20 protein-coding genes and 1 pseudogene are annotated in these 22,876 nt (G+C 68.8%); 11 read left to right on the forward strand and 10 right to left on the reverse strand.

All coding sequences use genetic code 11. The annotated features are described in order from the left end of the window. Positions 1-15: 15 nt before the first annotated feature. Positions 16-1,620: an MFS transporter gene (locus L1857_RS19205; protein ID WP_249465805.1), complete on the reverse strand. Its 1,605-nt coding sequence runs from the start codon at positions 1,618-1,620 to the stop codon at positions 16-18. A 122-nt stretch (positions 1,621-1,742) separates the two neighbouring features. Between L1857_RS19205 and L1857_RS19210 the strand changes: the two genes are divergently transcribed. Continuing rightward, positions 1,743-2,405 (forward strand): TetR/AcrR family transcriptional regulator, encoded by a 663-nt coding sequence (locus tag L1857_RS19210; RefSeq protein ID WP_094005531.1) that lies wholly within the window; start codon positions 1,743-1,745, stop codon positions 2,403-2,405. Between the two features lie 59 nt (positions 2,406-2,464). Here L1857_RS19210 and L1857_RS19215 read toward each other — a convergent pair whose 3' ends face one another. Both L1857_RS19215 and L1857_RS19220 read right to left on the reverse strand, forming a co-directional pair. Beyond that, entirely contained in the window at positions 2,465-2,860 is a 396-nt protein-coding gene (locus L1857_RS19215; RefSeq protein ID WP_116114771.1) for a VOC family protein, read from the reverse strand. A 177-nt stretch (positions 2,861-3,037) separates the two neighbouring features. Next, positions 3,038-4,507, reverse strand: coding sequence for a SulP family inorganic anion transporter (locus L1857_RS19220; protein WP_240323436.1), 1,470 nt, complete (start codon positions 4,505-4,507; stop codon positions 3,038-3,040). 417 nt (positions 4,508-4,924) lie between these two features. On the opposite strand from L1857_RS19220, the gene L1857_RS19225 reads away from it, so the two are divergent. Next, a complete protein-coding gene (locus tag L1857_RS19225; protein ID WP_240323435.1) occupies positions 4,925-7,093 on the forward strand; it encodes a HelD family protein in 2,169 nt (722 codons plus the stop codon). A gap of 189 nt (positions 7,094-7,282) precedes the next feature. Beyond that, positions 7,283-7,420, forward strand: coding sequence for a hypothetical protein (locus tag L1857_RS19230; RefSeq protein WP_162831254.1), 138 nt, complete (start codon positions 7,283-7,285; stop codon positions 7,418-7,420). A 245-nt stretch (positions 7,421-7,665) separates the two neighbouring features. Here the strand turns inward: L1857_RS19230 and L1857_RS35730 are convergent. Continuing rightward, positions 7,666-7,905, reverse strand: a pseudogene (locus L1857_RS35730) (ADP-ribosylglycohydrolase family protein); the annotation flags it as partial. A gap of 143 nt (positions 7,906-8,048) precedes the next feature. Then, positions 8,049-8,669, reverse strand: a complete 621-nt coding sequence (locus L1857_RS19235) for a hypothetical protein (protein WP_162831253.1) — start codon at positions 8,667-8,669, stop codon at positions 8,049-8,051. 280 nt (positions 8,670-8,949) lie between these two features. Between L1857_RS19235 and L1857_RS19240 the strand changes: the two genes are divergently transcribed. Beyond that, positions 8,950-9,675: a spermidine synthase family protein gene (locus L1857_RS19240; RefSeq protein WP_116114766.1), complete on the forward strand. Its 726-nt coding sequence runs from the start codon at positions 8,950-8,952 to the stop codon at positions 9,673-9,675. Positions 9,676-9,750: 75 nt separating this feature from the next. Here L1857_RS19240 and L1857_RS19245 read toward each other — a convergent pair whose 3' ends face one another. After that, positions 9,751-11,439 (reverse strand): ribonuclease J, encoded by a 1,689-nt coding sequence (locus tag L1857_RS19245; protein WP_205413414.1) that lies wholly within the window; start codon positions 11,437-11,439, stop codon positions 9,751-9,753. Positions 11,440-11,832: 393 nt separating this feature from the next. On the opposite strand from L1857_RS19245, the gene L1857_RS19250 reads away from it, so the two are divergent. From L1857_RS19250 to L1857_RS19265, 4 genes are all read left to right on the forward strand, one after another. Continuing rightward, positions 11,833-12,240 (forward strand): MerR family transcriptional regulator, encoded by a 408-nt coding sequence (locus tag L1857_RS19250; RefSeq protein WP_094005539.1) that lies wholly within the window; start codon positions 11,833-11,835, stop codon positions 12,238-12,240. After that, positions 12,195-12,920, forward strand: a complete 726-nt coding sequence (locus L1857_RS19255) for a phosphatase PAP2 family protein (RefSeq protein WP_205413413.1) — start codon at positions 12,195-12,197, stop codon at positions 12,918-12,920. Before L1857_RS19250 ends, L1857_RS19255 begins: the two co-directional genes overlap by 46 nt. Further along, positions 12,917-13,663 (forward strand): hypothetical protein, encoded by a 747-nt coding sequence (locus L1857_RS19260; RefSeq protein WP_094005540.1) that lies wholly within the window; start codon positions 12,917-12,919, stop codon positions 13,661-13,663. Before L1857_RS19255 ends, L1857_RS19260 begins: the two co-directional genes overlap by 4 nt. Before the next feature lie 157 nt (positions 13,664-13,820). Beyond that, complete coding sequence (locus L1857_RS19265) at positions 13,821-15,434, forward strand: peptide chain release factor 3 (protein ID WP_240323434.1); 1,614 nt, start codon at positions 13,821-13,823, stop codon at positions 15,432-15,434. Positions 15,435-15,458: 24 nt separating this feature from the next. On the opposite strand, the gene L1857_RS19270 is transcribed toward L1857_RS19265, so the two are convergent. Then, a complete protein-coding gene (locus tag L1857_RS19270) occupies positions 15,459-15,860 on the reverse strand; it encodes a MerR family transcriptional regulator (RefSeq protein WP_167481601.1) in 402 nt (133 codons plus the stop codon). Between the two features lie 257 nt (positions 15,861-16,117). Between L1857_RS19270 and L1857_RS19275 the strand changes: the two genes are divergently transcribed. Next, positions 16,118-17,551, forward strand: coding sequence for an MFS transporter (locus tag L1857_RS19275; RefSeq protein WP_198958233.1), 1,434 nt, complete (start codon positions 16,118-16,120; stop codon positions 17,549-17,551). 44 nt (positions 17,552-17,595) lie between these two features. Continuing rightward, positions 17,596-17,790, forward strand: a complete 195-nt coding sequence (locus L1857_RS19280; RefSeq protein ID WP_162831252.1) for a hypothetical protein — start codon at positions 17,596-17,598, stop codon at positions 17,788-17,790. Between the two features lie 238 nt (positions 17,791-18,028). Here the strand turns inward: L1857_RS19280 and L1857_RS19285 are convergent, their stop codons facing one another. Beyond that, positions 18,029-19,219, reverse strand: coding sequence for an MFS transporter (locus L1857_RS19285; protein ID WP_116114760.1), 1,191 nt, complete (start codon positions 19,217-19,219; stop codon positions 18,029-18,031). 106 nt (positions 19,220-19,325) lie between these two features. Between L1857_RS19285 and L1857_RS19290 the strand changes: the two genes are divergently transcribed. Next, positions 19,326-19,973, forward strand: coding sequence for a TetR/AcrR family transcriptional regulator (locus L1857_RS19290; RefSeq protein ID WP_094005545.1), 648 nt, complete (start codon positions 19,326-19,328; stop codon positions 19,971-19,973). A gap of 178 nt (positions 19,974-20,151) precedes the next feature. Here the strand turns inward: L1857_RS19290 and L1857_RS19295 are convergent, their stop codons facing one another. Together L1857_RS19295 and L1857_RS19300 are read right to left on the reverse strand one after the other, a co-directional pair. After that, positions 20,152-21,363 carry an IS256 family transposase gene (locus L1857_RS19295; protein ID WP_249467448.1) on the reverse strand — a complete coding sequence of 404 codons (1,212 nt, stop codon included), beginning with the start codon at positions 21,361-21,363 and terminating at the stop codon, positions 20,152-20,154. Between the two features lie 649 nt (positions 21,364-22,012). After that, positions 22,013-22,855 (reverse strand): helix-turn-helix domain-containing GNAT family N-acetyltransferase, encoded by an 843-nt coding sequence (locus L1857_RS19300; protein ID WP_116115409.1) that lies wholly within the window; start codon positions 22,853-22,855, stop codon positions 22,013-22,015. Positions 22,856-22,876 lie beyond the last annotated feature (21 nt).

Genomic DNA, 22,876 nt, shown 5'->3' on the forward strand with positions numbered 1-22,876 from the left:
GGCCATGCCTTCGTCCTAGCCGGTGATCACGCCAGGGCGGAGCGGGGGCAGCTGACCGAGTCCGGGCTGTTCGACGAGCCGGAGCTGACCACGCTGCTGCGCCCTCGACCGTCCCTGGTGCCGGCGGAGAATGCGTCGCTGTCGCCCGCCGGGATGCGGCGGGTGCTCGTGATCTTGTGCGTGGCCGAGGTCATGTCGCGGCGTCCTCGGTTCTCGGCTTGCTGGCGGCCCTGGTCGTCCGCTGTCGGGGAGGGTGAGCGCGACCACGGCGACGGCCACCAGGATCGCCGCGATGGTCAGGAATGCGCGTCCGTAGGCCGCGGCGGGTGCGGGCGGGGTGTCGAGGTGGTTGCCGGTGATGGTGACCAGTACGGCGAGGCCGAGGGCGCCGCCGAACTGTTTGGTGGTGTTCATCAGTCCGGAGGCGGCGCCGGCGTCCTTGGCGTCGATGCCGGAGGTGACGGTGGTGGTGATCGGGGTGTTGAGCAGCGCGCTGCCGGTCGAGAACACGATCGCCGGTCCGAGGATTCCGGACAGATAGCCGCTGTCGGCGGTGCTCCGGCTCTGCCACCAAAACCCGGCTGCGGCGATCACTGCTCCGGCGACGATGAGCGCCCGGTTGTCGAGGCGGCGCATCAGCCAGGGTGTGACGCGCACGCCGATGACGATCGCGACGAGCGTGTGCGGGAGGAAGCCCAGGCCGGTCTGCACGGGGCTGTAGTGCAGGGTCGTTTGCATGTACAGGGTCAGGAAGTACCACATCGGGTTCAGGCAGGCACCGGCCAGCACCATGGCCACGTTGCCCGCCGAGATCGCGCGCGATCGGAACAGGCGTAGCGGGATCAACGGCGCACGGGCGAAGCGGGCCTCGACCACGATGAACAACGCCACGGCGGCGGCGCCACCGGTGAGGGCGGTGATCGTGGACGGTGCGGCCCAGCCGTCGTCGTTGGCATGGGCGATGCCGTAAGTCAGCGCCGCGAGTCCGCCGGTGGCCAGCATCGCGCCCGCGACGTCGAGACGGCCCCGTCGCCCGGCTTCGTCGTCCGGGGTCAGCGAGCGGGCGGTCAGGAGGATGGCGATGGCGCCGATCGGGACGTTGATCAGCAGAATCGAGCGCCAGGACAGGAATTCGGTGAGTACTCCGCCGATCAGGTTGCCTGCCGTGCCGCCGGCTATTCCGACGGCGGTCCAGATGGCCAGGGCTCGCGCCCGCGCGGCACCTTCGGCGAAGGTCGTGGTGAGCACCGTGAGGGTGGCCGGGGCGAGGACCGCCGCGCCCACGCCCTGCACAGCGCGCGCGACGATGAGCAGGGGTGCGGAGTTCGCCAGCCCGCCGGCCAGGCTGGCGCCGGAGAACAGGACCAGCCCGAGGACGAAGACCCGCTTCCGGCCGAACAGATCCGCGAACCGGCCGCCGAGCAGAAGGAAGCCGGCGAAGGTCAACGCGTAGGCGTTGATCACCCATTGCAGGCCCGAGTCGTCGAACCCCAGTGCTCGCTGGATCGACGGCAGCGCGACGTTGACGACCGAAATGTCGAGCACCACCATGAACTGCGCCGCACAGGCCAGCGCCAGCACGGCCCGCTGCCGGCCCCCTGGGTGTCGTCCGCTCGGCATTCCGGCTGCCGGATCGCGATCCGGCGCCTCCCGTGTCCCCAACCGGTCACCTCCAGCGAACCCTTATCTGATACGCCTGTACCCTATACAGTTGTACCAAAAGCGGGGCGGGGAGGTGCCGAGTGCCGAGGACGGTGGACCATGCCGAGCGCCGTGCCCAGATCGCGGAGGCCTTGGTGCGGGTCGCCGGGCGGGACGGTCTGCATGCGGTGACGATGCGGGCGGTCGCGACCGAGGCGGGGATCTCGCTGCGGCTGGTGCAGTACTACTTCGAGACCAAGGCTCAGCTGATGCTGGGGGCGCTGCGGCATCTGGAGCGGCAAAGCCACCAGCGGTGGGCGCAACGCCTGTCCGATCTGCCGGACCCGGTGTCGCCGCGCGAGTTCATCGAGGCGTTCCTCGCCGAAGCCCTGCCCACCGACGAGCGGAGTCGCGTGTTCCACTTGGTCGGCACGTCGTACGCGGTACTGGCGATGACCGACCCCGAACTCGCCGGGGAACCGTTCGTCGCCGGGGTGAACGACCTCGAACGACAACTCACCGAGGCGTTGGCGCGCGCCGCGTCGGACGGTCAGCTGGTGCCGGGTGCGGATGTCGCCACCGAGGTGGCGCACCTGCTGGCGCTCAACCACGGCCTCGGCACCAGTGTCCTGATCGGACAACGCACGGTCGGGGGAGCCGAAGCCGTGCTGTGCCGTCACCTCGACCGGCTGTTCCGGGCCGATCCGGAACCGGCACGCACCGCGCCTCGCGGGCACCGACCGAAATCGTCCCCAGCGCGGTGATGCAGTGTTCCGGGGGTGCGGGCCGCGCGGGGAGGGGCCCCGGCGCAGCCCACGGGCCCTCAGGTGAGGCTGGGGTGGCCCTCGTAGCGGGCGGAAAGCGCTTCCAGGTGGTGACCGGACGGGTCGTCGAAGTAGACGCCCCGCCCGCCGTGGTTGGTGTTGATCTCACCCGGCTGCAGCATGCGCGGACCGGCCCAGTACGTGACACCCCGCGCGTGGATGCGGTCCATGATCCGGTCGAAGGTGTCGTCGTCGACCTGAAACGCGTAGTGCTGGCCGGGGAAGTCGATGGGCGGCTCGGCGAAGTCGAGCACCCGGCCGTCGGACAGGTACACGGCCAGGAAGAACCCTGATTCCTGCGGCTCGGGAAGACCGAAGATATCGGTGAAGAACCGCGCGGACTCGTACTTGTCCTTGGCGGCGATGATCGTGTGGTCGAAACGCACGTCGGTCATGCGTGTGCACTCCTTCCTCCGTTGACGATGCGCTGGTTCGTGTCAGGAGGAATGGCGGGCCGCGGGCCCGCCATGCGATCAAGGAGCTGCCGGGAACCCATCTCGCTCACGACTCAAAGCCGACCCGGCAGTCACGCCACCGATGTTGGCAACACCGGCGGCGTGATCCCACCGCTGTCAGTGGCTGCCGGTGAGTTCCCCGGAGAGCTTGCCGTGCATGCGGGCGCTGTGCTTGTTCAAACCGACGATCTCCACGGTCTTGCCGCGGGAGGCGTACTTGGTGGTGATGGCGTCGAGGGCGGCGACGGTGGAGGCGTCCCAGATGTGGGCGTCCGTGAGGTCGATGATCACGGTGTCCGGGTCGCCCGTGTAGTCGAACTGGTAGACGAGGTCGTTGCTGGAGGCGAAGAACAGCTCGCCGGTGACGGCGTAGACGACCTGGGTGCCGTCGGGATCGGTGGCCGCGGTGACCTCGACGAGGTGGGCGACCCGGCGGGCGAAGATGACCATCGCGGTGATCGAGCCGATGACCACGCCGATGGCGAGGTTGTCGGTGGCCACGACGACGGCGACGGTGACGACCATGACGGTGATCTCGCCGATGGGCATGCGTTTGAGGGTGGCCGGGGCGATCGAGTGCCAGTCGAAGGTGCCGACGGCGACCAGGACCATCACCGCGACCAGCGCGGCCATCGGGATCTGGGAGACGACCGGGCCGAAGGCCAGGCACAGGACCATCAGGAAGACCCCGGCCAGGAACGTGGACAGCCGGGTGCGGGCGCCGGCGGTCTTGACGTTGATCATGGTCTGGCCGATCATTGCGCAGCCGCCCATGCCGCCGAAGAAGCCGGTGACGACGTTGGCGATGCCCTGCCCGATCGCCTCGCGGGTCTTGTTGGAGTGGGTGTCGGTGATGTCGTCGACCAGCTTCGCGGTCATCAGCGACTCCATCAGCGCGACCAGCGCGAACGCCAGCGCGTAGGGGGCGATGGTGCTGAGCGTGTCGACACTGAACGGCACGTCAGGCAGGCCCGGGACCGGCAGCGAGGAGGGCAGGGCGCCCTTGTCGCCGACCGTGGGGACGGCGATTCCGGCGGCCACGGTCAGCACGGTGAGGGCCACGATGGACACCAGGGGCGCGGGGATCACCTTGGTGAGCTTGGGGAACAGGATCATGACTGCGAGCCCGCCGGCGAACAGCGGGTACACCGGCCACGGCACGTCGATCAGCTCGGGGACCTGCGCGAGGAAGATCAGGATGGCCAGCGCGTTGACGAAGCCGACCATGACGCTGCGCGGGACGAACCGCATCAGCCGGGCCACGCCGAGCGAGCCGAGCACGATCTGGAACAGCCCGCCGAGGATGACCGCGGCGATCAGGTAGCCCAGGCCGTGTTCCCGGGCGAGCGGGGCGACCACCAGAGCGACGGCTCCGGTGGCGGCGGAGATCATCGCCGCGCGCCCGCCGACGACCGAGATGACCACGGCCATGGTGAACGACGCGAACAGGCCCACGCTGGGATCGACCCCGGCGATGATGGAGAACGAGATCGCCTCCGGGATCAACGCCAGCGCCACCACCAGCCCGCCCAGTACCTCGATGCGGGCGACCTTGGGCGACAACCACGACGGGCGAACGCCACGCATACGCGCAGGGATCGGCGACAAGAGATTCGACAAGAGAAAACAACCTGACATGCTCGGGCGCCCGTCGGGCGCGAAAACATTCCCGCACCACTGTGGCGCGGCGTGAAGAAACTGCCGGGGGACTGGCGCGGATACCGTCGCCGGTCCGGAAGACTTCATTGACGGACGCGGACTAGCTCGACTGGGTCACGGCACCTGCTCGGTAGGCACGGGAAGCTCCTCGGCTCGATAACGGAGTCGGGGGCTTCGGTGACCCCGGCGGTCCGGTGACGCGATCGCCACCGTCGTCGGCAACTCTCACCTCACGTTAGACGAGAGATCGACGCCTGTCGCGGCGCCCAAGTTCAAATGAGGGCGGAATCACGCACCCACGTCGCGCTCGCCTCTCGCTGCCCGGCCCTGGTACTCTACTCTAACGTGACAGTAGGTTTTGTGTGGGCGACCGACCCGGAGACGGCATTGACGGACGTGCAGTCACGCGACGAGGAGCAGGAGCGCCGGTATCTGGCCGAGGCGGTGCGTCTGCTGACCACGGAGCTGGAGCGGCTGAACGCGTCGATCGACAAGTCGGTCAGCACCGTGGACGAGCACAAGCGGTACATGTGGGACAACCTGCGTGACATGGACTTCGCCGAGAAGGCGAACTTTCGCGAGTCGGTGAACCTGTCCGTCACCCTCGGCGAACACGCGATGCGGACGAGGAAACGCATCGAGCGTCTGCTGGAGTCTCCCTACTTCGCGCGCGTCGACTTCCGCCGTCACGCCGAACGGGACGCCGGCGCCCACTACATCGGCGTGCACAGCCTCTCGGATCCCGAGTCCCAGGAGATCGTGATTCACGACTGGCGGGCACCCGTGGCCGGCCTCTACTACGACTTCGAGGCGGGGGAGGCGCACTTCGAGGCGCCCGAGGGCACTGTGCGCGGCGCGATCACCGGCAAGCGCCAGTACAAGATCTCCGGCGGGCACCTGGAGTACATGTTCGACAGCTCGCTGAGCATCGGCGACGACGTCCTGCAGCGGGAGCTGAGCCGGTCCGCCGACGACAAGATGCGCAACATCGTCGCGACCATCCAGCGGGAACAGAACGCGGTGATCCGCAACGAGACCGCGCAGGTGCTGATCCTGCAAGGGGTGGCGGGCTCCGGAAAGACGTCGATCGCCCTGCACCGGGTGGCGTTCCTGCTCTACCGCTTCAAGGACACCCTCTCCTCGGACAACGTGATGATCCTCTCTCCCAACAAGGTGTTCGGTGACTACATCGCCAACGTGCTTCCCGAGCTGGGTGAGGAGCAGATCGCCGAGATCGACTTCGACAAGATCGCCGGCAGGTTTCTCGCGAAGGTCACCGGCTACGAGACCTTCAGCGAACAGGTCGTCGACCTCCTCGACCGGGTCGACGAGGCGGCGGCGGAGCGCATGCGCTACAAGGCGATGCCCGAGTTCGTCACCCGCCTCGACGAGTGGATCTCTTCCCGGACCCGGGAGGGGTTCACCCCGGCGGAGATCGAACAGAAGCGCCACCGCCTCTCCGTCGACTGGGTCGCGGACACCTTCGCCGAACTACGCGACCTTCCGATCTTCACACGGCTCGACGGCGTGGCCGGCCGCGCCGTGCACCTGCTCAAACAGCAGGTGACAGACCGCGGTGCCAAGTGGACCGCTGCCGACACCGGCAGCGTCCGCAAGCAGGTCCGCGCCATGTTCGCCGACAAGGACGCCTTCGCGCTCTACAAGGCGTTCTACGCGGCCCACCCGGACCGTCGGCGATTGTTCAAGCCACTCGGCCGGAAGAAGATCGAGTACGCCGACGTGTTCCCGCTGGTCTACACGATGATCAAGACGGCCCGGCAGGAGAGCTACCGCCACATCCGTCACCTGCTGGTCGACGAGATGCAGGACTACGCGCCCATCCAGTACGCCGTGGTGCGCGAGCTGTTCTCCTGCAAGATGACGATCCTGGGTGATAGGAACCAGTCGGTGAACCCGTTCAGCTCCTCGTCGCTGTCGACGATCCGCAGCATCTTCCCCGAGGCCGACTGCCTGGAGCTGTGCAAGAGCTACCGCTCCACGACCGAGATCACCGACTTCGCCCAGCGCATCTCCCGCAACGACAAGCTCGTCCCGATCGAGCGGCACGGACGACCACCCCAGGTCATCGCCTGCGCGAACCAGCAGGACCAGGAGGCGCAGATCCTGGCCCTGGTCAGGCAGCACAGTCACAGCGACCACCGCTCCCTCGGCATCATCTGCAAAACCGTCGCCCAGGCGAAGACACTCCACCACGCCCTGTCGCAAGCCGGTGCCGAACTGGCCCTGCTCGACTACGACAGCACAGCGTTCGCCGGTGGCATCGTCATCACCTCGGCACACATCGCCAAGGGACTGGAGTTCGACACGGTGATCGTCCCGCAGGTGGACGAGGAGAACTACGCCAACGAGATGGACAAGAGCATGCTCTACATCGCCTGCACCAGGGCCATGCACGAGCTCCACCTCACCCACACCGGACCTGTCTCGCGCTTCCTGGAGTTCGCGAAGCCCGACGGGGGCCTCTCCGCGATCCCCCGGCAGCCGCGGGGATGAGCTGACCCGGCAGGCGGGACACGCCAGCGGGCCGTGTCGATCAGCCGACGGAACCAGCCGACGGGAAGTGGGAGATGAGCACCGAAGGCGTGGCCGGCTCGCCGACAGCGCCGGTCACGGTGCCGGAATTCTGTGTCCACGTGGAAGACGCTTTCGTCGCGGACCGACCGGGCGTGCCGGACTTGCTCAATGCTGCGCCGGCCGGCCGGCCGGGCGCGGCCCGCGGTGTTCGCCGCGCTGAACCGGCTTCCGGACAGGCGGTTCGAGTCACTGATGGATCTGCTGTCGGAACTGCCGGACCTGTCGTTCGACTGCGATGCGCAGTGACCGCCTCTGATATGGCAGGCGCCGGTATCCCCTGACGTGCCCGGTGAACCGGACCGGCTCAGCTGAGGCGGTCGGCCAGGACCTGGAGTCGTCCGGCCACGGTCAACCGCCGCAGCCACCCGGGGCAGGGCGGAGGCGCCGGAGCGCACCACCTGCGCGAGGTCCTGCAGGAATGCCGGCACGCCAGGGGCGTGCCGGGTCGCTGCGCAGGGCCAGGTAGGCCGCGGCGGCCTGGCATGTTGTCCGTGTTCGTGGGCGTGGGTGACCGCGGCGCTGCGCCGGGCGAGTTCGGCGGTGTGGTGCAGGCTCGTGCCGGCCAGTGCGACCGGCGCGACCCGCATGGCGGCGCCGTTGCCGGTTGATCCGGCCCCGTGGTGAAAGGCACGAGTGGCCGCAAACCAGGGGACACCGGCGTTGATCAGCCCGAAAACCTTCGGTGTGCCGGGGCCGTGACCGCGCCAGGACTCGGCCCGCCAGGCCTGGGCGAGTTTCGCGGGCGAGCAGGTCCTCGCTCAGCACCGCGGTGTCGCGGTGTCCGGCGAGGACGGGAACGAGTTCGATGTCGGCGGTGTGGGCGAGCGCGGTGGGTGCCGGCTCCTCGGCGACGAGGCCTACGGGGCCGGCGCTGTCACGGCCCTGGACCGGGGCGCCGAAGGCGTCCCGAGTCCGAGCCCCAGGAGTAGTCCGCGCGTTCGGTCGCGGGTGATGGGCTGGGCGGCGATGGGCATGGGGTGCAGCCGGTCTCGGGTCGGGCCACCGGCTCGGCGTGGAGCCGGTACAGCGGCGGGTGGGCCAGGTCGATGCGGTACGTCCCCGGTGCCACGGTCCGGGTGATGCCGTCCAGGACCGCCGCAGTGGGCGCCGGCGCCCGGACGACTCGCGGTCCGCCGCAGAGTTCGACCGTCGCGCCCTCGCCGTCAGTCACCCCGAGCAGCACACCGCTACCCGAGGGGCGAGCGAACACGTCGACCAGGACCGGGTGCTCGGTGTCTGCGACGTCGCGTAGCTGCAGGCCGCGCAGGACGACCTCCTGTCGCGCGTCCGGGCCGGTCAGGATCAATGCGAGTTCCGGCCGCAACCACAAGTGCAGGGAACCCGGCGAAACATACCGGCGGTCCGGAGACACGATCGGTGCGTGGCAGCGCACGGCGAGGTGTTGCGCGGCCGCGACGACGGTGTGGTGGGTGGCCAAGACGAGGCTCACCCGGCCGGTCGATGCACGGGCGGACGGGCCGTCGAGCACGACCACACCGGCGCGGGTCGCGGGACTGCCCCGGTCGGAGCCGCTGACCATGACGACAGGTCTCCGGTGTCCGAGGCCAGCGGGCTGAGACTCCCCGCGGAGGGATCGGCGCCGCGCAGCAGGGCGCGAAAGACGTTCACCAGCCCCCGTTGAGCGGATCGAGCCGGTCGCCCATGGTCTCTGGCTGCGCCCCGGCCACCGCCACGTCCATGACCCTTAACCTACTCTCACGTGACGGTAGGGCCTACTGTGTGGATGTTCGCGGCGATGGACCTGAGGGGTTTCGATGAGCAGGCGTTTCGAGGAGCTCGACTGGCGTTCGACCCCCTTGGGCGAGCTCGTTCTGCGCCGGCGCTGGGACGCGACGGTGGCGCGGGAGGTGCTGGAGATCAAGCTCGACGACGAGTTCCTGATGTCGAGCCTGTTCACCGTCGCCGAAACGGAGCTGGCTCGCCGGGTGCTGGCTGAAGCACCCGGCGCGAACGTGGATGTCGTGGTCGGTGGCCTCGGTCTCGGCTACACCGCGCAGGCGGTGCTGGCCGACCCGCGGGTGCGGTCGCTGTCGGTGGTGGAGGCCCTGGGCGTGGTGGCCGAGTGGCACGAGAACGGGTTGATACCGACCGAGCCGGCGTTGACGTCGGATCGGCGGTGCCGGCTCGTGCACGGCGACCTCTTCGCGATGCTCCGGTCGCCGGACGGACTCGACCCGGCCGCGCCTGGGCGGCGGTTCCACGCCATCGCGGTGGACATCGACCACTCTCCGCGTCACGTGCTGCATCCCAGCCATCGGGAGTTCTACGAACCGGCGGGAGCGCAGCGCCTGGCCGGGCACCTCCGTCCCGGTGGCGTCTTCGGCCTGTGGTCGAACGACCCGCCCGACGACGAATTCCTTTCGGCCCTGGACTCGGCATTCGCGCAGGCGCGGGCCGAGGTCGTCACGTTCGCCAACCCGTTGCAGGACAGGCAGGCAACCGCCACCATCTACATCGCGACGGAGCCGCGGCAATCCTGACCCCGGCCCACCCGGCCGCTGTGATGCCCACAGCCCACCGTGAACGTGGGTCGCCTGGACGAGGCGTCCGCCGGCTCAGGCGTCGATCAGGACGGGGATGACGACCGGCCGGCGGTGCAGCGTCTTGCGTGCCCAGGATTCCGTGGCCCGCACGATCCGGCGTTCGAGCTCGTCGGTGGCGGTGACGGCGCGTTCGGCCGCACCGGCGAGGGCCTTCTCCAGAACCGGGGCCAGGGAGTCGAACGCCGACTCGTCGGGTGCGAACCCGCGGGCGATGAAGCCGGGCGTCTCGGCGAGCAAGCCGGTGTCGGGATCGATGAGCGCGATCACGGTCAGCACGCCGTCCTGGGCGAGGGCGCGCCGTTCGGCCAGGGAATCCTCCGTCAGCACGCCGACGGTGTGGCCGTCGACGTAGATTTCGCGCACCGGGACGGTGCCGGTGATCGTGGCGCGCCCGTCGTGCAGATCGACGACTTCGCCATTGCCTGCGATGAGAACACGATCACGCGCGACACCGGTGCTGACCGCCAGATCGGCGTTCGCCTTGAGGTGTCGCGCTTCACCGTGGACCGGCACGACGTTGGACGGCTGGACGATGTTGTAGCAGTAGACCAGTTCGCCGGCGCTGGCGTGCCCGGACACGTGCACCTTGGCGTTGCCTTTGTGCACGACGTTCGCACCGCGTGCGGTCAGTCCGTTGATGATCCGGTAGATGGCGTTCTCGTTGCCGGGGATGAGGGAACTGGCCAGCAGTACGGTGTCCCCGTCACCGACGTCGATGTCGTGACGGCCCGTGGCCATGCGGGCAAGCGCGGCCATCGGCTCGCCCTGCGATCCGGTGCAGACCAGGGTCACCTTGTCGTCCGGCAGGCGATCCAGCGCCCGCGCGTCGACGATCAGACCGTCCGGTGCGGTGAGGTAGCCCAGCTGCAGCGCCAGACCCATGTTGCGGACCATGGACCGGCCGACGAAGGCCACCTTCCGGCCGTGAGCGTGAGCGGCGTCGAGGACCTGCTGGATGCGGTGCACATGGCTGGCGAAACTGGAGACGATCACCCGGCGCGGCGCGGTGCGGAACACGGCCTCGATAGCCGGAGTCAGTTCCCGCTCGGAGGTGGTGAACCCGGGGACGTCGGCGTTGGTGGAGTCCACCAGGAACAAATCGACGCCCTCCTCGCCGAGGCGGGCGAAGCCGCGCAGGTCGGTGATGCGCTCGTCCAGCGGAAACTGGTCCATCTTGAAGTCGCCGGTGTGCAGCACCAGGCCGGCCCGGGTGCGCACAGCGACGGCGAGACCGTCCGGGATGGAGTGGTTGACCGCGAGGAATTCCAGTGCGAAGGGACCGCGGTCGAGCCGTTCTCCTTCCCGGACTTCGATCAAGGTCGGGGTGATGCGGTGCTCGGCGAGCTTGGCGGACAGAAAGCTCAAGGTCAGCCGGGAACCGATGACCGGGACGTCGGGCCGCTCGGCCAGCAGGTACGGCACCGCACCGAGGTGATCTTCGTGCCCGTGCGTGAGCACGATCGCCGTGATGTCGGAGAGCCGGTCACGGAACGCGGTCCAGTCCGGCAGGATCACGTCCACCCCGGGCTGGTGCTCCTCGGGGAAGAGGACCCCGCAGTCGACGACCAGCAGGGCGCCCTGATGCTCGAACACGGTCATGTTCCGGCCGATCTCGCCCAGTCCGCCCAAGGCGACGATGCGTAGTGCATCGTCGGGAAGTGAGGGCGGGCGGGTCATCGCGGACCGGGCTGGAGAGTTCATACTCTCACGTTACGTGAGAGTATGAAACCCGGCTTCGTTGGCTCTGTCAAAAGGGGTCTCAGTCGTCGAGCGGGACATCGGGCACGAAGGCTCACAGGTCGCAGACGTGTCCGAACGTGCGCGAGGGGGCCGGTTCAGCAGTTGCACCACCTCGTCGCGGCGTTCGTGCTCTGTGGCGGCGATGATCTCTTGATGTTGGCCACGCCATGCACAGTACCCTCACGTTAGAGTAGAGTCGCGGAGACGGTCGGCACCTTCGTTTCCACTGCCCCCGACAGTGGCCGCGGTCGCGCTCACCCCTCCCCCCGGCGCGACGTGCCGACCGTCGCCACTGTCACACCCGGTGGCGCCGGTGAACCGTGGTTACGGAACGAGGTTGACGTGAGCGGACACATGCAGATCGGCGAGGTGGCCGAGCGCTGCGGGCTGTCCTTGCGCACGATCCGGCATTACGAGGAGGTCGGGCTCGTCCGGCCGGACACCCGCAGCCGGGGTGGGTTCCGGCTCTACACCGCAGCGGATCTTCGGCGCCTGCGCCTCATCCGGCAGATGAAGGTGCTCGGTTTCCGGCTCGATGAGATGCGTGACCTGCTGTCCTTGCTCATACCGGACGCGACTGATGCTCCGGCGGGGCAGGCCACCGAGGAGGAACGGCTCGATGTGCTGCGGGACTTCAGCCGCACCGCTGACCACCGGTGTGACGAACTGCGCGCCCGCCTGGACGCCGCGCACGACTTCCTGGCGACCCTGCATGAGTGCCGGACGCGCTTGACCGCCGCGACGACGAAGGTCGACGGTTGAGCGGCCCGGGTAGGTTCGCCGGACTGGACGTGCCGGCCATCAGCGTGCTGTGGTACCGCGCAATCACCGGGTTCGCCCTGGACATGCCCGACTGGCTGCGTCAGTTCGCCGCGATCGCAACGGACGCGGTGGTGATCGTGTTCGCGGTCGGCATGCTGGGTGTGTGGTGGCGGACCCGCCGCGGCGACCCGCGAGCACTCGCCGTTGCCGTGCTCGGTCCCGCAGGCGTTGCGGTGGCCTACCTGGTCGGTGAAGCCCTCAACTCCGTGGTGCGCGAGCAGCGACCGTGTGCCGCGCTCATCCAGGCGACGATCGTCGGGTGTCCGCCGCCCGGCGATTGGTCGTTTCCCGGCAATCACTCGGTGGTCGCCGGCGCCGCGGGGGTCGCCGTGGTTCTCGTCTGCCGTGCAGCGGTCTTCTGGGTGGTTCCCGTCGCAGTTCTGGCCGCGTTGTCGCGTGTGGTCGTCGGTGTGCACTACCCGCACGACGTGGCTGCGGGCTTGGCGCTCGGTGGGGTCGTCACGCTCCTGGTCGTCCTGCCGCTTCGGCGGCCCGTGGCTCGGTTGATCGGCCGCCGGTGTTCACGACCGCGCCGGCGAGGATTCGGCACACCGGTAGGACGCGGACCCGAGCCATCGAGTTCGCCCGCGGAGGGCCGCTCCCGGGCCGGTTTCCGATGACCATCCGGCTGCACAGCGCCTGGTTCGACGCCGGCCGCAGTCGCCAGGTACGGCTGCGCTCCCTCAGGCGCACGGTGTCCTATCTCCTGGGCGCGGAGGCTGAGCATCGCCTGTGGCCGGAGAACATCGGTACGGGACGCGTCGCCGTCGTCCGCGACTTCGACCACGACAGCCGCCAGATCCGGAATGCCGTGCGCGCCGGTGCGGACGTCCGCGGCTGGTCACTGCTCGAGCTGCCTGTCATACCGGGCTTCGGGCAGATCCCGGTCGCCGCCGACATTCGGGTGGTGGTCCCCGGACACGAGTCCCTGACGGCAGCCGCTCGGCGATGCGCGGCCTTCTGGCGGTGCGGCGTGCTCGCCCCGGCGACGGCCGGCACGCTGGCCAGCCCGGCGAGCCTGGTTCTGCACCCTGCCCCGGCAGTCGCCCTCTCGTCGTCGCACGACTGGTACGACCACGCGGCCGAGCGCTGGGCCCTGCGTGGCGAACTGGCTTTCCGTTGCGGCACCGGGCAGTGGGAGCGGGCCGAGGACGTCCTGGTGCATCCGCACGATGAGGGAGTACTGATGGGCTGGCGGGGCTGGGATCGGCACTTGGTCCCTGAGCCGGTGACCATCCGGATCGAGCGGGCCGCCGGTGGCACGCTCGACGGCCACGCGCAGACGTTCCCCTCCGGGGAGTACCTGTGCGTGCCCCAGCGGGACCGGTTCCACCAGGTGTTCTGGCCCGGCGTGCAGACGTGAGTCCGCAGCGCGGGAACCGGTGGGGTGACGAATCACCCCACCGGCGAATGCTCCCGTCATGAGCAGACCCGATCCTACTGTACCCTCACGTGAGGGTAGACTTAGGGCTGTCAGTCAGTGGAGCGATCGGGCCGGTACCGGCCGGCAGGAGTTGCGTGTGACGGCAAGCAGTACAACCCAGGTCCAGCGGGTGGAGATTCTCGCCGAAGCCGGGCGTCGCCGGACCTTCGCGGTCATCAGCCATCCCGACGCGGGCAAGTCCACGCTCACCGAGGCGCTGGCGCTGCATGCGCACGTCATCTCCGAGGCGGGTGCGGTGCACGGCAAGGCGGGGCGGCGCGGGGTGACTTCGGACTGGATGGAGATGGAGCGCACGCGCGGAATCTCCATCACGTCCGCCGCCTTGCAGTTCGCCTACGGCGACACGGTGATCAACCTGCTGGACACCCCTGGCCACGCGGACTTCTCCGAGGACACCTACCGGGTCCTGTCCGCGGTGGACTCCGCGGTCATGCTGCTGGACGCAGCCAAGGGGCTGGAGCCGCAGACGCTGAAACTGTTCGACGTCTGCCGTTACCGGGGTATCCCGGTGATCACCTTCATCAACAAGTGGGACCGGCCCGGGCGGGAAGCGCTGGAGCTGTGCGACGAACTGACCCAGCGGATCGGACTGCAGCCGATGCCGTTGACCTGGCCGGTCGGGGTTGCCGGCCACTTGCGTGGCGTACTCGACGTCCCCAGCGGCGACTTCATCCGCTACCAGCACACCGCGGGCGGGGCGACTGTCGCCCCCGAGGAGCGTCTCACCCCCCAGCAGGCCGCCGCCGATCTCGGGGACGAGTGGGCCCAGGCGGTGGAGGAGGCCGAACTGCTGCGGGCGTCCGGCGGCGAGTTCGAGGTGGCCCGGTTCTTCGACGCCACGGCGACCCCGGTGCTGTTCGGCGCGGCGGTCCGCAACTTCGGCGTCCGCCACCTGCTCGACCTGCTGGTCGAACTCGCACCCCGGCCCACCCCGCGTACCGACACCGACGGTGCGACGCGAGCCCTGGATTCCCCGTTCTCGGCGTTCGTGTTCAAGGTGCAGACCGGCATGGACCCGGCGCACCGCGACCAGGTGGCGTTCGCCCGGGTGTGCTCCGGCGTGTTCGAACGGGGGATGGTCGTCACCAACGCCTCCACCGGGAAGCCGTTCGCCACCAAGTACGTCCAGCAGGTGTTCGGGCAGCAACGGTCCACGCTCGACACCGCCTTCCCCGGCGACGTCATCGGCCTGGTGAACGCCACCGCCCTGCGCGTGGGCGACACCCTCTACACCGGCAAGCCGCCGGTGCGGTTTCCCGGGCTGCCCAGTTTCGCGCCCGCGCACTTCGCGGTCGCCCGGCCCGCCGATCTCGGCCGCGCGAAACAGTTCCGCAAGGGTGTCGAACAACTCGGCGCGGAAGGCGTGGTCCAGGTGCTGCGCTCGGACCGGCGCGGGGACGCCGCGCCGGTGCTCGCCGCGGTCGGGCCGATGCAGTTCGAGGTCGCCGCACACCGGATGGCGACCGAGTTCACCTCGCCCATCCGGCTGGAACCGTTGCCGTACCACGCCGTCCGGCGACTCGCCGATCCCGCTCAGCGGTCCATCGTCGACGCCGGGCGCCGCAGCGAGGTTCTCACCCGCCTGGACGGCGCCGAACTGGCTCTGTTCGCCGAAGAGATGGACCTGCGGATCCTGCTGCGCGCCCATCCCGGACTGGTGCTCGAATCCTTGGTCGCCGAGGGCGGCTGAGCGGGTGGCCCCAGGGGCGGCGGGTCAGCGTCGCGGCTGCACACCGGTGGGGTGCTGACGGCGCGCGGCCGTGATGTGCGTGCGCAGCAGCGATGCGAACTCCTCGGCGATGACCAGTTTCGCGCGCAGGTCCTCGCACGCCTTCGTGGCGGTTTCGCTGAACTCCGCCAGCCGCGCGGCCGGGTCGGCGATCTCCGGGCCGTCCGGCGTCGGGTCGAGGATGGCCAGCAGATCGCGCATCTCCTCCAGCTGGAACCCCAGTGGCTTCATCCGCTTGATCAGCTGCAACCGGTCGATGTCGGGCTCGGTGTAGAGCCGGAACCCGCCCTGGCTGCGGGCGCTGGGCACGACCAGCCCGACTTCCTCGTAGTAGCGGATCGTGCGCAGGGACAGCCCGGTGCGCTCGGCCACCTCACCGATCTGCATCTGCTCGCCCACGCCCGGGTCCTTCCTGCAGGCTCGTCACGCCAACGCACCGTCCACCCGGCGCTGACGCCGCCAACGATACCCTCACGTGACAGTATCGACGTCGCTGACGATCGTCCGGATGGCGCGACGCGGCGGCGAGACCTCCATCACGACCCCCGCGCCACTACCTCCTGGTCGCGATAAACTGATCACAGTACTGGGCTCGCATCGACCCTGTGCGCGATCTTGTCCTTCGGACGCCCCGCTCGCCGGGTGTGCAGTCGCCGTCCACTCAGGCGGATCGATCGCCTGGCCCGTCCCGCGACATACATGCTCACCTGACCGAGATTCGCGCCTCCGTGGCGGGGCGCATCGCGGCTCGGGCACGCCGACCCGCCCAGCCGCCGTGCCCCGACACACGGAAAGGATTTTCGACCTTGTCTTCCGGCGCAACTGCCCCGAGACCACCCCTGGCTTCCGGCGCAACGGGACGTGCGCACCTGCCACGGGTGATCGCGGCGGCGTCGGTTGCACTGGCGCTCACCGCTCCCGGGCAAACCGCGGCGGTGTCGGTGTTCGTCGATCCGATCATCCACGACCTCGGTGTGTCCCGCTCCGCGGTGTCGACCGCGTACCTGATCGGGTCGCTGTCCGGGGCGTTCGTCATGCCCTTCCTCGGCCGCCTGATCGACCGCTTCGGCCCCAGCCGCATCATGGCCGGCATCGCGCTGTGTTTCGGTGCCATTCTCATCGCGTCGACCGCGGCGAGCGAGATCACCGGGCTGACCGCCGCGTTCATCGGCATCCGGGTCGGCGGTCAGGGCGCTCTGAACCTGGTCGCCACCACCACCGTCGCGATCTACGTCCACCGCCGCCGCGGCTTCGCCATCGGCGTCGCCTCGGCGATCGGTACCGCCGGGATCTCGCTCACGCCGATGCTGCTGGAACGGCTGGTCTCGGACTGGGGCTGGCGCCACGTCTGGATCGCCGAAGGCGTGGCGGTGTGGTTGCTCGTCGTTCCCGCCGCGCTCCTGTTGCTGCCGCGCCGGCCACCCGCGCGCACGCCCGATGATGAAGCTGAAACCGCGCCCGGCAGCTCCCTGCCGCCGGTGGACTGGACACTCGCACAGGCGATGCGCACCGGGATGTTCTGGGTCGTCACCGCCGGTGTCGGGACCTGCGCGCTGGTCGCCACCGGGCTGAACTTCCACCAGCAGTCCCTGCTCGGCGAACGCGGCCTCACCGCCACCGAAGCCGCCGCGACCTTCCTGCCTCAGACCATCGCCGGCCTCATCGCCACCTTCGGTCTGGGCTGGCTCGCCGACCGCTTCTCCGACCGCCTTCTGATCATCACCACGATGGCCACTCTCGCGTTGGCCACCGCCGGTGCCGGCTGGCTCACGCCGGGATTCACCGCCGTGCTCTACGGCCTGGCACTGGGCGCCTGCGGCAACGGCATCCGCACCCTGGAAGCGGTCGCCTTCCCCCGCTGCTTCGGACTGCGCCACCTCGGGGCGATCCGCGGAGTCGTGCACTCGGTCACCGTCGGCGCCTCCGCCTTCGGGCCCCTGCTCCTCGCGCTCGGCCGCGACCACGCCACCACCTACCGGCCCATCCTGCTCGTCATGACCGCGCTTCCACTGGCCGTCACCGTGGCCGGCGCCATGGTGCGCACGCCGCCACCGGCGCCCCCGTCACGCGAGGCCTGACCCGAGGCTTTCACCCTCAGTTCTGGGCGACGGCGGTGTTCTGGATGGCGCAGATCCACCATTGTTCATCCTTTTTGGACAAGACCCAGGTTCCGACGTTCGTGCGCGCGCCGTGCTCGGTGGTCACCGGCTGCCGGACGAACGCGATCGCAACGCCCGGCGCGGGGAAGGTGATGCGGTCGATCTCGTACCACGTGCGGATGCCCTCGGCGTGGTGGTACAGCCGTTCCTTGTGGTAGGCGTGGATGTCTTCCCAGCTGGTGAAGCATACACCGTTGACTGCGGTGAAGACGATGTCCGCGGTGAACCGGGCCCGAACTTCACGGCGTCGTGCTCTGCGAACGCGGCCATCAATTCGGCCGAGATTTCCGTGATCGCGGAGACGTCCTGCTCATCGCCGGGATTTTCCTGGGCAAGTGGGGGAGTCGTTCTCGTTGTCCTTCCGTTGATCGCATGCGGTCACGGCACTGCTAAGACCTATACCTTTGCCGAACTCGAGTCGTTCGCCGGCACCCTCGTCGCCAGCAAGAGCAGCAACACGAGGCCGGCCAGGCACGCCGCGGCGAGGAACCCGGTGGTGATCGTGGTCGCGCCGATCAACGGCCCCAACAACAGCGGCGAGAGGAACTGGCCGGCGAACGAACCCGTCGCCGACAGCGCGACCGTCTGTCCCCTCAGCTCCGGCGGTGCCGCCTCCCCGACGAGCACGGTCAGCGCGGGAAACGCCAGCCCGTTGCCCAGTCCGAACAGCACGGGCGCCACTGCGATCACAGCCGGGGCATCCGTGACCCCGAGGATGACGAACGTGCCCACCCACAACGCCGCCGACACCCGCAACAGGACGTCATAACCCAGCCGGGCACGGGTGCGCGCGTACACCAGCCCGACCACGCTCATCGCAGCGGACGAACCGACGGTGAACATCGACACCAGGAATGGCTCGGTGACGCCGACCTGCGCCAGGCGCTGCGGCAGGAACACCGCCAGTGCATACATCAGCAGGGCGGTTGTGACCATGAGCGCGTACAACCCGAGCAACGCCGGGCGAGCGCGTAGCAGCGCGAGCATCCCGCCATGCGGCCCGCGTTCGGCGGGCTTCGGGTGGGAGTTCGGCAGTGCCACCATGGTCGCGAGGCCCAGCGGAATGCCGACCAGGTAGACCGCGAACGCGGCGTGCCAGGAGATGCCGCCGACCGCGCCGGCCAGCAACGGCCAGGCCAGCCCGCCCAGACTGGTGGTGGCGGAGCGCCAGCCCATCACCCGATCCCGCAGGGCGCCGCGGTAAAGCCCCAGCAGCGCGACCGTGGTGCCGCTGAACACCGTCGCCGCACCAACCCCGAACACCAGGCGGCTCGCGATCAACACGGGATAGGAGGTGATGAACAGCCCCGCGCCTCCGGCGAGCCCGTAGAGAACCAACCCGCCGGCCAGGACCGGGCGCACGCCGAGACGGTCGATCAGCCAGCCCACCAGCGGGCTGGAGACCGCGATCGCCAAACCGTGCGCCGTGATGATCAGGCCCGCGGCCGTACCGCTCACGCCGAGGTCGCTGCGGATCACCTCCAGCACCGGCACGATCGTCGACCCGGCCATCACCCCCAACGTCGACCCGAAGAGCAACACCACCAGCGCTGCTGGGTTCCGTACGGCCGGCGCGGGCGTCGTCATCAGCTCACCTCCCCGACAAAAGCAACTCAGTTGCAGAGTAGACCGAGTTGCATAAAAGAACCAGTAGGGTTTGCGCCTCAGGTGTGCTCAGCTAGGCTGACCAGCGATGACCACACAGAACGACCGCACCTTGCCGCTGCGCGAGCGCAAGAAGTTGCGCACCCGGAAGACACTGGCCGAGACCGCGCTGCGGCTGTTCCTGGACAACGGCTTCGACGCGGTCACCGTGGACGACCTGGTCGCGCAGGCGGAAGTTTCCAAGCGCACCTTCTACGCCAACTACACGTCCAAGGAGGACGTCGCGCTCGCCGCCGAACTCGACCTCTGGAAGGTCTACGTCGAGGAAGTCCGGACCCGCGACCTTCAGGGGCCGGTCCTCGCCGCGCTCCGCGAAGCACTCACCGCCGTCCTGGCTGACCTCGGCGATGACTGGGCCCGGTGGTTCCTGCCCACCCGTGGGCTCGCGGCCCGGACACCCGCGCTGCGCGATCACAGCGTCCTGCTGTCCATGCAGACCCAGGAAACTCTCGTCGACGTCCTCGAAGCCAAACTCGGCATCGACAGCCGCGACGACGTCCGGCTCCGGCTCCTCGGCGAATTCGCCCTTAGCGCCTGGCGGTGCGGCGCCAAGAACTGGATCCGCGGCCTCCGCGGCGAACGCAACCCCCGTGGTGGTGATATCGGCACCCTCATCGACCGCGTCGACGAAGCCTTCAACGCCATCCCCGACAGCCTTACCCTCACGGCCTCCTGAGCGCGACTCAACCCGCCACCCGCACGCGCTTGCTGCCGTTCCGGTCGCCCCCCGGGCCACCCTGGTGCGGGGCATCGACACTGGCGCGAGTTTGAAATTGTGGCTCTACTCGCACTCCGCCGGGGGAGTGGGCCTGTTGTCCGGGTCTATCCCGTGATCGGTGTTTCTGGCGGTTCGGTTAGTAGGTTTCGGCGGCCGGCCAGCGGTCACCGAAGGTGATGGCGAAGGCGTTGAGTACGGGTTTCCAGCGCATCGTCCATCGGGCGCGGCCTGTGCCGGTGGGGTCCAGGCTGCGGGTCACAAGGTACAGGCACTTCAGGGCGGCCTGCTCGGTTGGGAGGTGGCCGCGGGCTCGCACCGCCCGCCGGTAGCGGGCGTTGAGCGATTCGATCGCGTTGGTCGAGCAGATCATTTTTCGGATCTCGACGTCGTAATCGAGGAACGGCACGAACTCGGCCCAGGCGTTGCGCCACAGTCGGACCAGCGCCGGATACTGCGCAGACCATTTGTCGTCCAGTTCCTGCAACGCCACTTCCGCCGCTGTCGCGTTGGGGGCCTCGTACATGGCTTTGAGGTCCCGTTTGAGCGCGTCGGTGTATTTCCGCGAGGTGAGCCGGAACGAATTGCGGATGAGGTGGATGATGCAGGTTTGCACGATCGCGGCCGGCCAGACTTGTTCCACCACCTCGGGCAAGCCTTTCAAACCGTCGCAGACGAGGAAGAACACGTCCTTCACGCCGCGGTTTTTCAGATCGACCAGGACGCTCATCCAGAACTTGGCGCCCTCGCCGCCGCTGCCCGGCCACAGGCCGAGCACGTCCTTACGGCCGTCCACGGTGACACCGATGGCGGCGTAGAAAGGCCGGTTGGCCACCTGGCTGTCGCGGACCTTGACCACGATCGCGTCGATGAACACCGCGGCGTAGACGACGTCGAGCGGACGGCTGGCCCAGTCCTGCATCTCCGCCACGACCTTGTCGGTGATGCGGGAGATCGTTTCCTTGCTCACCGAGGCGCCGTAGATCTCGGCGAAATGCGCCGAGATTTCACCGGTGGTCATCCCCTTCGCATACAGGGACAGCACGATCTCGTCCACATCGGTGAGCCGACGTTGCCGCTTCTTCACAATCTGCGGCTCGAACGTGGATTCCCGATCCCGCGGAACCTCGATCTCCACCTCGCCGGCCGCGTCCGAGAGCACCGTCTTCTTCCGGGTCCCGTTACGCACATTCGCCGAATCACGCCCCGGCTCGGCACGATGCTTCTCATGTCCGAGGTGCTCGGTCATCTCCTCATTCAGCGCGGTTTCCAACACGTTCTTGGTGAACAGCTTCAACAGCCCGTTCGGGCCGGTCAGCTCCAGCCCCCGCTGCCGGGCCTCGGCCACCATCGCCACCGCAGCGGCCTGCTCCGGCGACAACCGCTTCTCACTCTTACGTGGAGTCACAGCCCCAGATGTCATCACTCACAGTGCCCATCCCGCCGGACCTCAGCCCGGCGTGTCGGGCCAGAAACACCGATCTTGAAACAGTCCCTGTTGTCCCGGTGCCCGAGCAAGTCAGTGCGCTTCCAACTCCGCGGCTCGGACGCACTGGGTTGCCCTGCTTGGGAGAGTTGCACGGAGCAGGTGGCAGGACTCGCCGGATGGTGCCGTCGGCGGTGACCACGAGCTGACTGGAAGGTATGCGGGCGTACGTAGGGCTTTTGGCAACTGTGCCAGCATCTTGCTGACTGCATCGCACAGCGCACGGGTCCCCGAGGACATGATCCTCGCCGTGCTGATTGTCGGCCGCAGTGCGCTGTTCGGGACCCGGCGGTGTCGGCTGAGCGGGCTCTGGTGATGCTCGGTGGCCGCCACGCCGTGCGCGCTGGCGATTCCCATGATCTCGGCCGCTTGTGTCGCTCACTGTCAACGCCGCTGCTGGACGTGCGCTGCGCAGCGGCCCGCGAAATCATGGCATCCCGAGCGGGGAGCATGCCAGGCGCGATCGTTAACCTCGCCACGCAGCGTTTGCCTGTCCTGGTGGACATCCAGTTCATCAGTTGATGTTGTTGCGGCGTTCGAGGAGGACGGTGTCGTGCCAGGTGCCGTTGCGTTGGGCGATGCGTTCGCGGATGCCGATGGTGCGGTAGCCGGCGGAGTGGTGCAGGGCGAGGCTGGCGCGGTTTTCGGTGAAGATGGAGGTTTGCAGGGTCCAGTAGCCGGCTTCGTCGAGTGCGATGACTTGCTGGCGGATGAGGGCTTTGCCGATGCCGCGGCCGCGGTGGCCGTCGGCGACGTAGATCGAGGTTTCGGCGACGCCGGCGTAGCAGTCGCGAGTGGACACCGGGGTGGCGGCCGCCCAGCCGACCACTTCGCCGTCGAGTTCGGCGACCCACCGCTGGTCCGGGAGCCATGTCGCGTCGAGGGTGGCGCGGCTGGGGACGGTGGTCTCGAAGGTGGCGAGCCCGGTGCCCATGCCTTCGCCGTAGATGCGGCGGACGGCGGCCCAGTCCTCGTCGCGCAAGGCCCGCACGGTGACGTCGGCGGGGACGTCTTCGGGGCAGCAGGGACGCGGCGCGAGCAGGCCCATCACGGCGTCGGCGGCGTGCGGGAGGCCGGCGCAGCAGGCCGCGTTGACGGTGACGATGGTGGCGGTGCCTTCCTTGCGGACCTGCACGAACCCGACGTCGGCGAGTTTGCGCACGTGGTGTGAGCAGGTGGACTGGCTGATGCCGAGCAGGCCGGTCAGGGCGCCGACGGTGATGCCGCGGGGTGCGGTGGCCACGGCGTGCAGCAGCCGCACCCGGGTGGGCTCGGCCAGGCAGGCGAACCAGTCGGCGTAGGTGGCGGCTTCCCCGTCGGGCAGGACCTGGGCCTGGGGCGCGGCAGTCGTGGTCATGTCCCCGAGTGTATCGATTCC

It is taken from the genome of Amycolatopsis thermalba (assembly GCF_023376025.1).
Lineage (GTDB): Bacteria > Actinomycetota > Actinomycetes > Mycobacteriales > Pseudonocardiaceae > Amycolatopsis_E > Amycolatopsis_E thermalba.

Bases quoted from the DNA above. Each gene is read 5' to 3' on its own strand.
- L1857_RS19205 (WP_249465805.1), bottom strand. From the start codon at position 1,620: ATGCCGAGCGGACGACACCCAGGGGGCCGGCAGCGGGCCGTGCTGGCG.
- L1857_RS19215 (WP_116114771.1), bottom strand. From the start codon at position 2,860: ATGACCGACGTGCGTTTCGACCACACGATCATCGCCGCCAAGGACAAG.
- L1857_RS19220 (WP_240323436.1), bottom strand. From the start codon at position 4,507: ATGCGTGGCGTTCGCCCGTCGTGGTTGTCGCCCAAGGTCGCCCGCATC.
- L1857_RS19230 (WP_162831254.1), top strand. From the start codon at position 7,283: ATGCTGCGCCGGCCGGCCGGCCGGGCGCGGCCCGCGGTGTTCGCCGCG.
- L1857_RS19240 (WP_116114766.1), top strand. From the start codon at position 8,950: ATGAGCAGGCGTTTCGAGGAGCTCGACTGGCGTTCGACCCCCTTGGGC.
- L1857_RS19245 (WP_205413414.1), bottom strand. From the start codon at position 11,439: ATGAACTCTCCAGCCCGGTCCGCGATGACCCGCCCGCCCTCACTTCCC.
- L1857_RS19250 (WP_094005539.1), top strand. From the start codon at position 11,833: ATGCAGATCGGCGAGGTGGCCGAGCGCTGCGGGCTGTCCTTGCGCACG.
- L1857_RS19260 (WP_094005540.1), top strand. From the start codon at position 12,917: ATGACCATCCGGCTGCACAGCGCCTGGTTCGACGCCGGCCGCAGTCGC.
- L1857_RS19270 (WP_167481601.1), bottom strand. From the start codon at position 15,860: ATGCAGATCGGTGAGGTGGCCGAGCGCACCGGGCTGTCCCTGCGCACG.
- L1857_RS19280 (WP_162831252.1), top strand. From the start codon at position 17,596: ATGGCGCAGATCCACCATTGTTCATCCTTTTTGGACAAGACCCAGGTT.
- L1857_RS19285 (WP_116114760.1), bottom strand. From the start codon at position 19,219: ATGACGACGCCCGCGCCGGCCGTACGGAACCCAGCAGCGCTGGTGGTG.
- L1857_RS19290 (WP_094005545.1), top strand. From the start codon at position 19,326: ATGACCACACAGAACGACCGCACCTTGCCGCTGCGCGAGCGCAAGAAG.
- L1857_RS19295 (WP_249467448.1), bottom strand. From the start codon at position 21,363: ATGGTGGCCGAGGCCCGGCAGCGGGGGCTGGAGCTGACCGGCCCGAAC.
- L1857_RS19300 (WP_116115409.1), bottom strand. From the start codon at position 22,855: ATGACCACGACTGCCGCGCCCCAGGCCCAGGTCCTGCCCGACGGGGAA.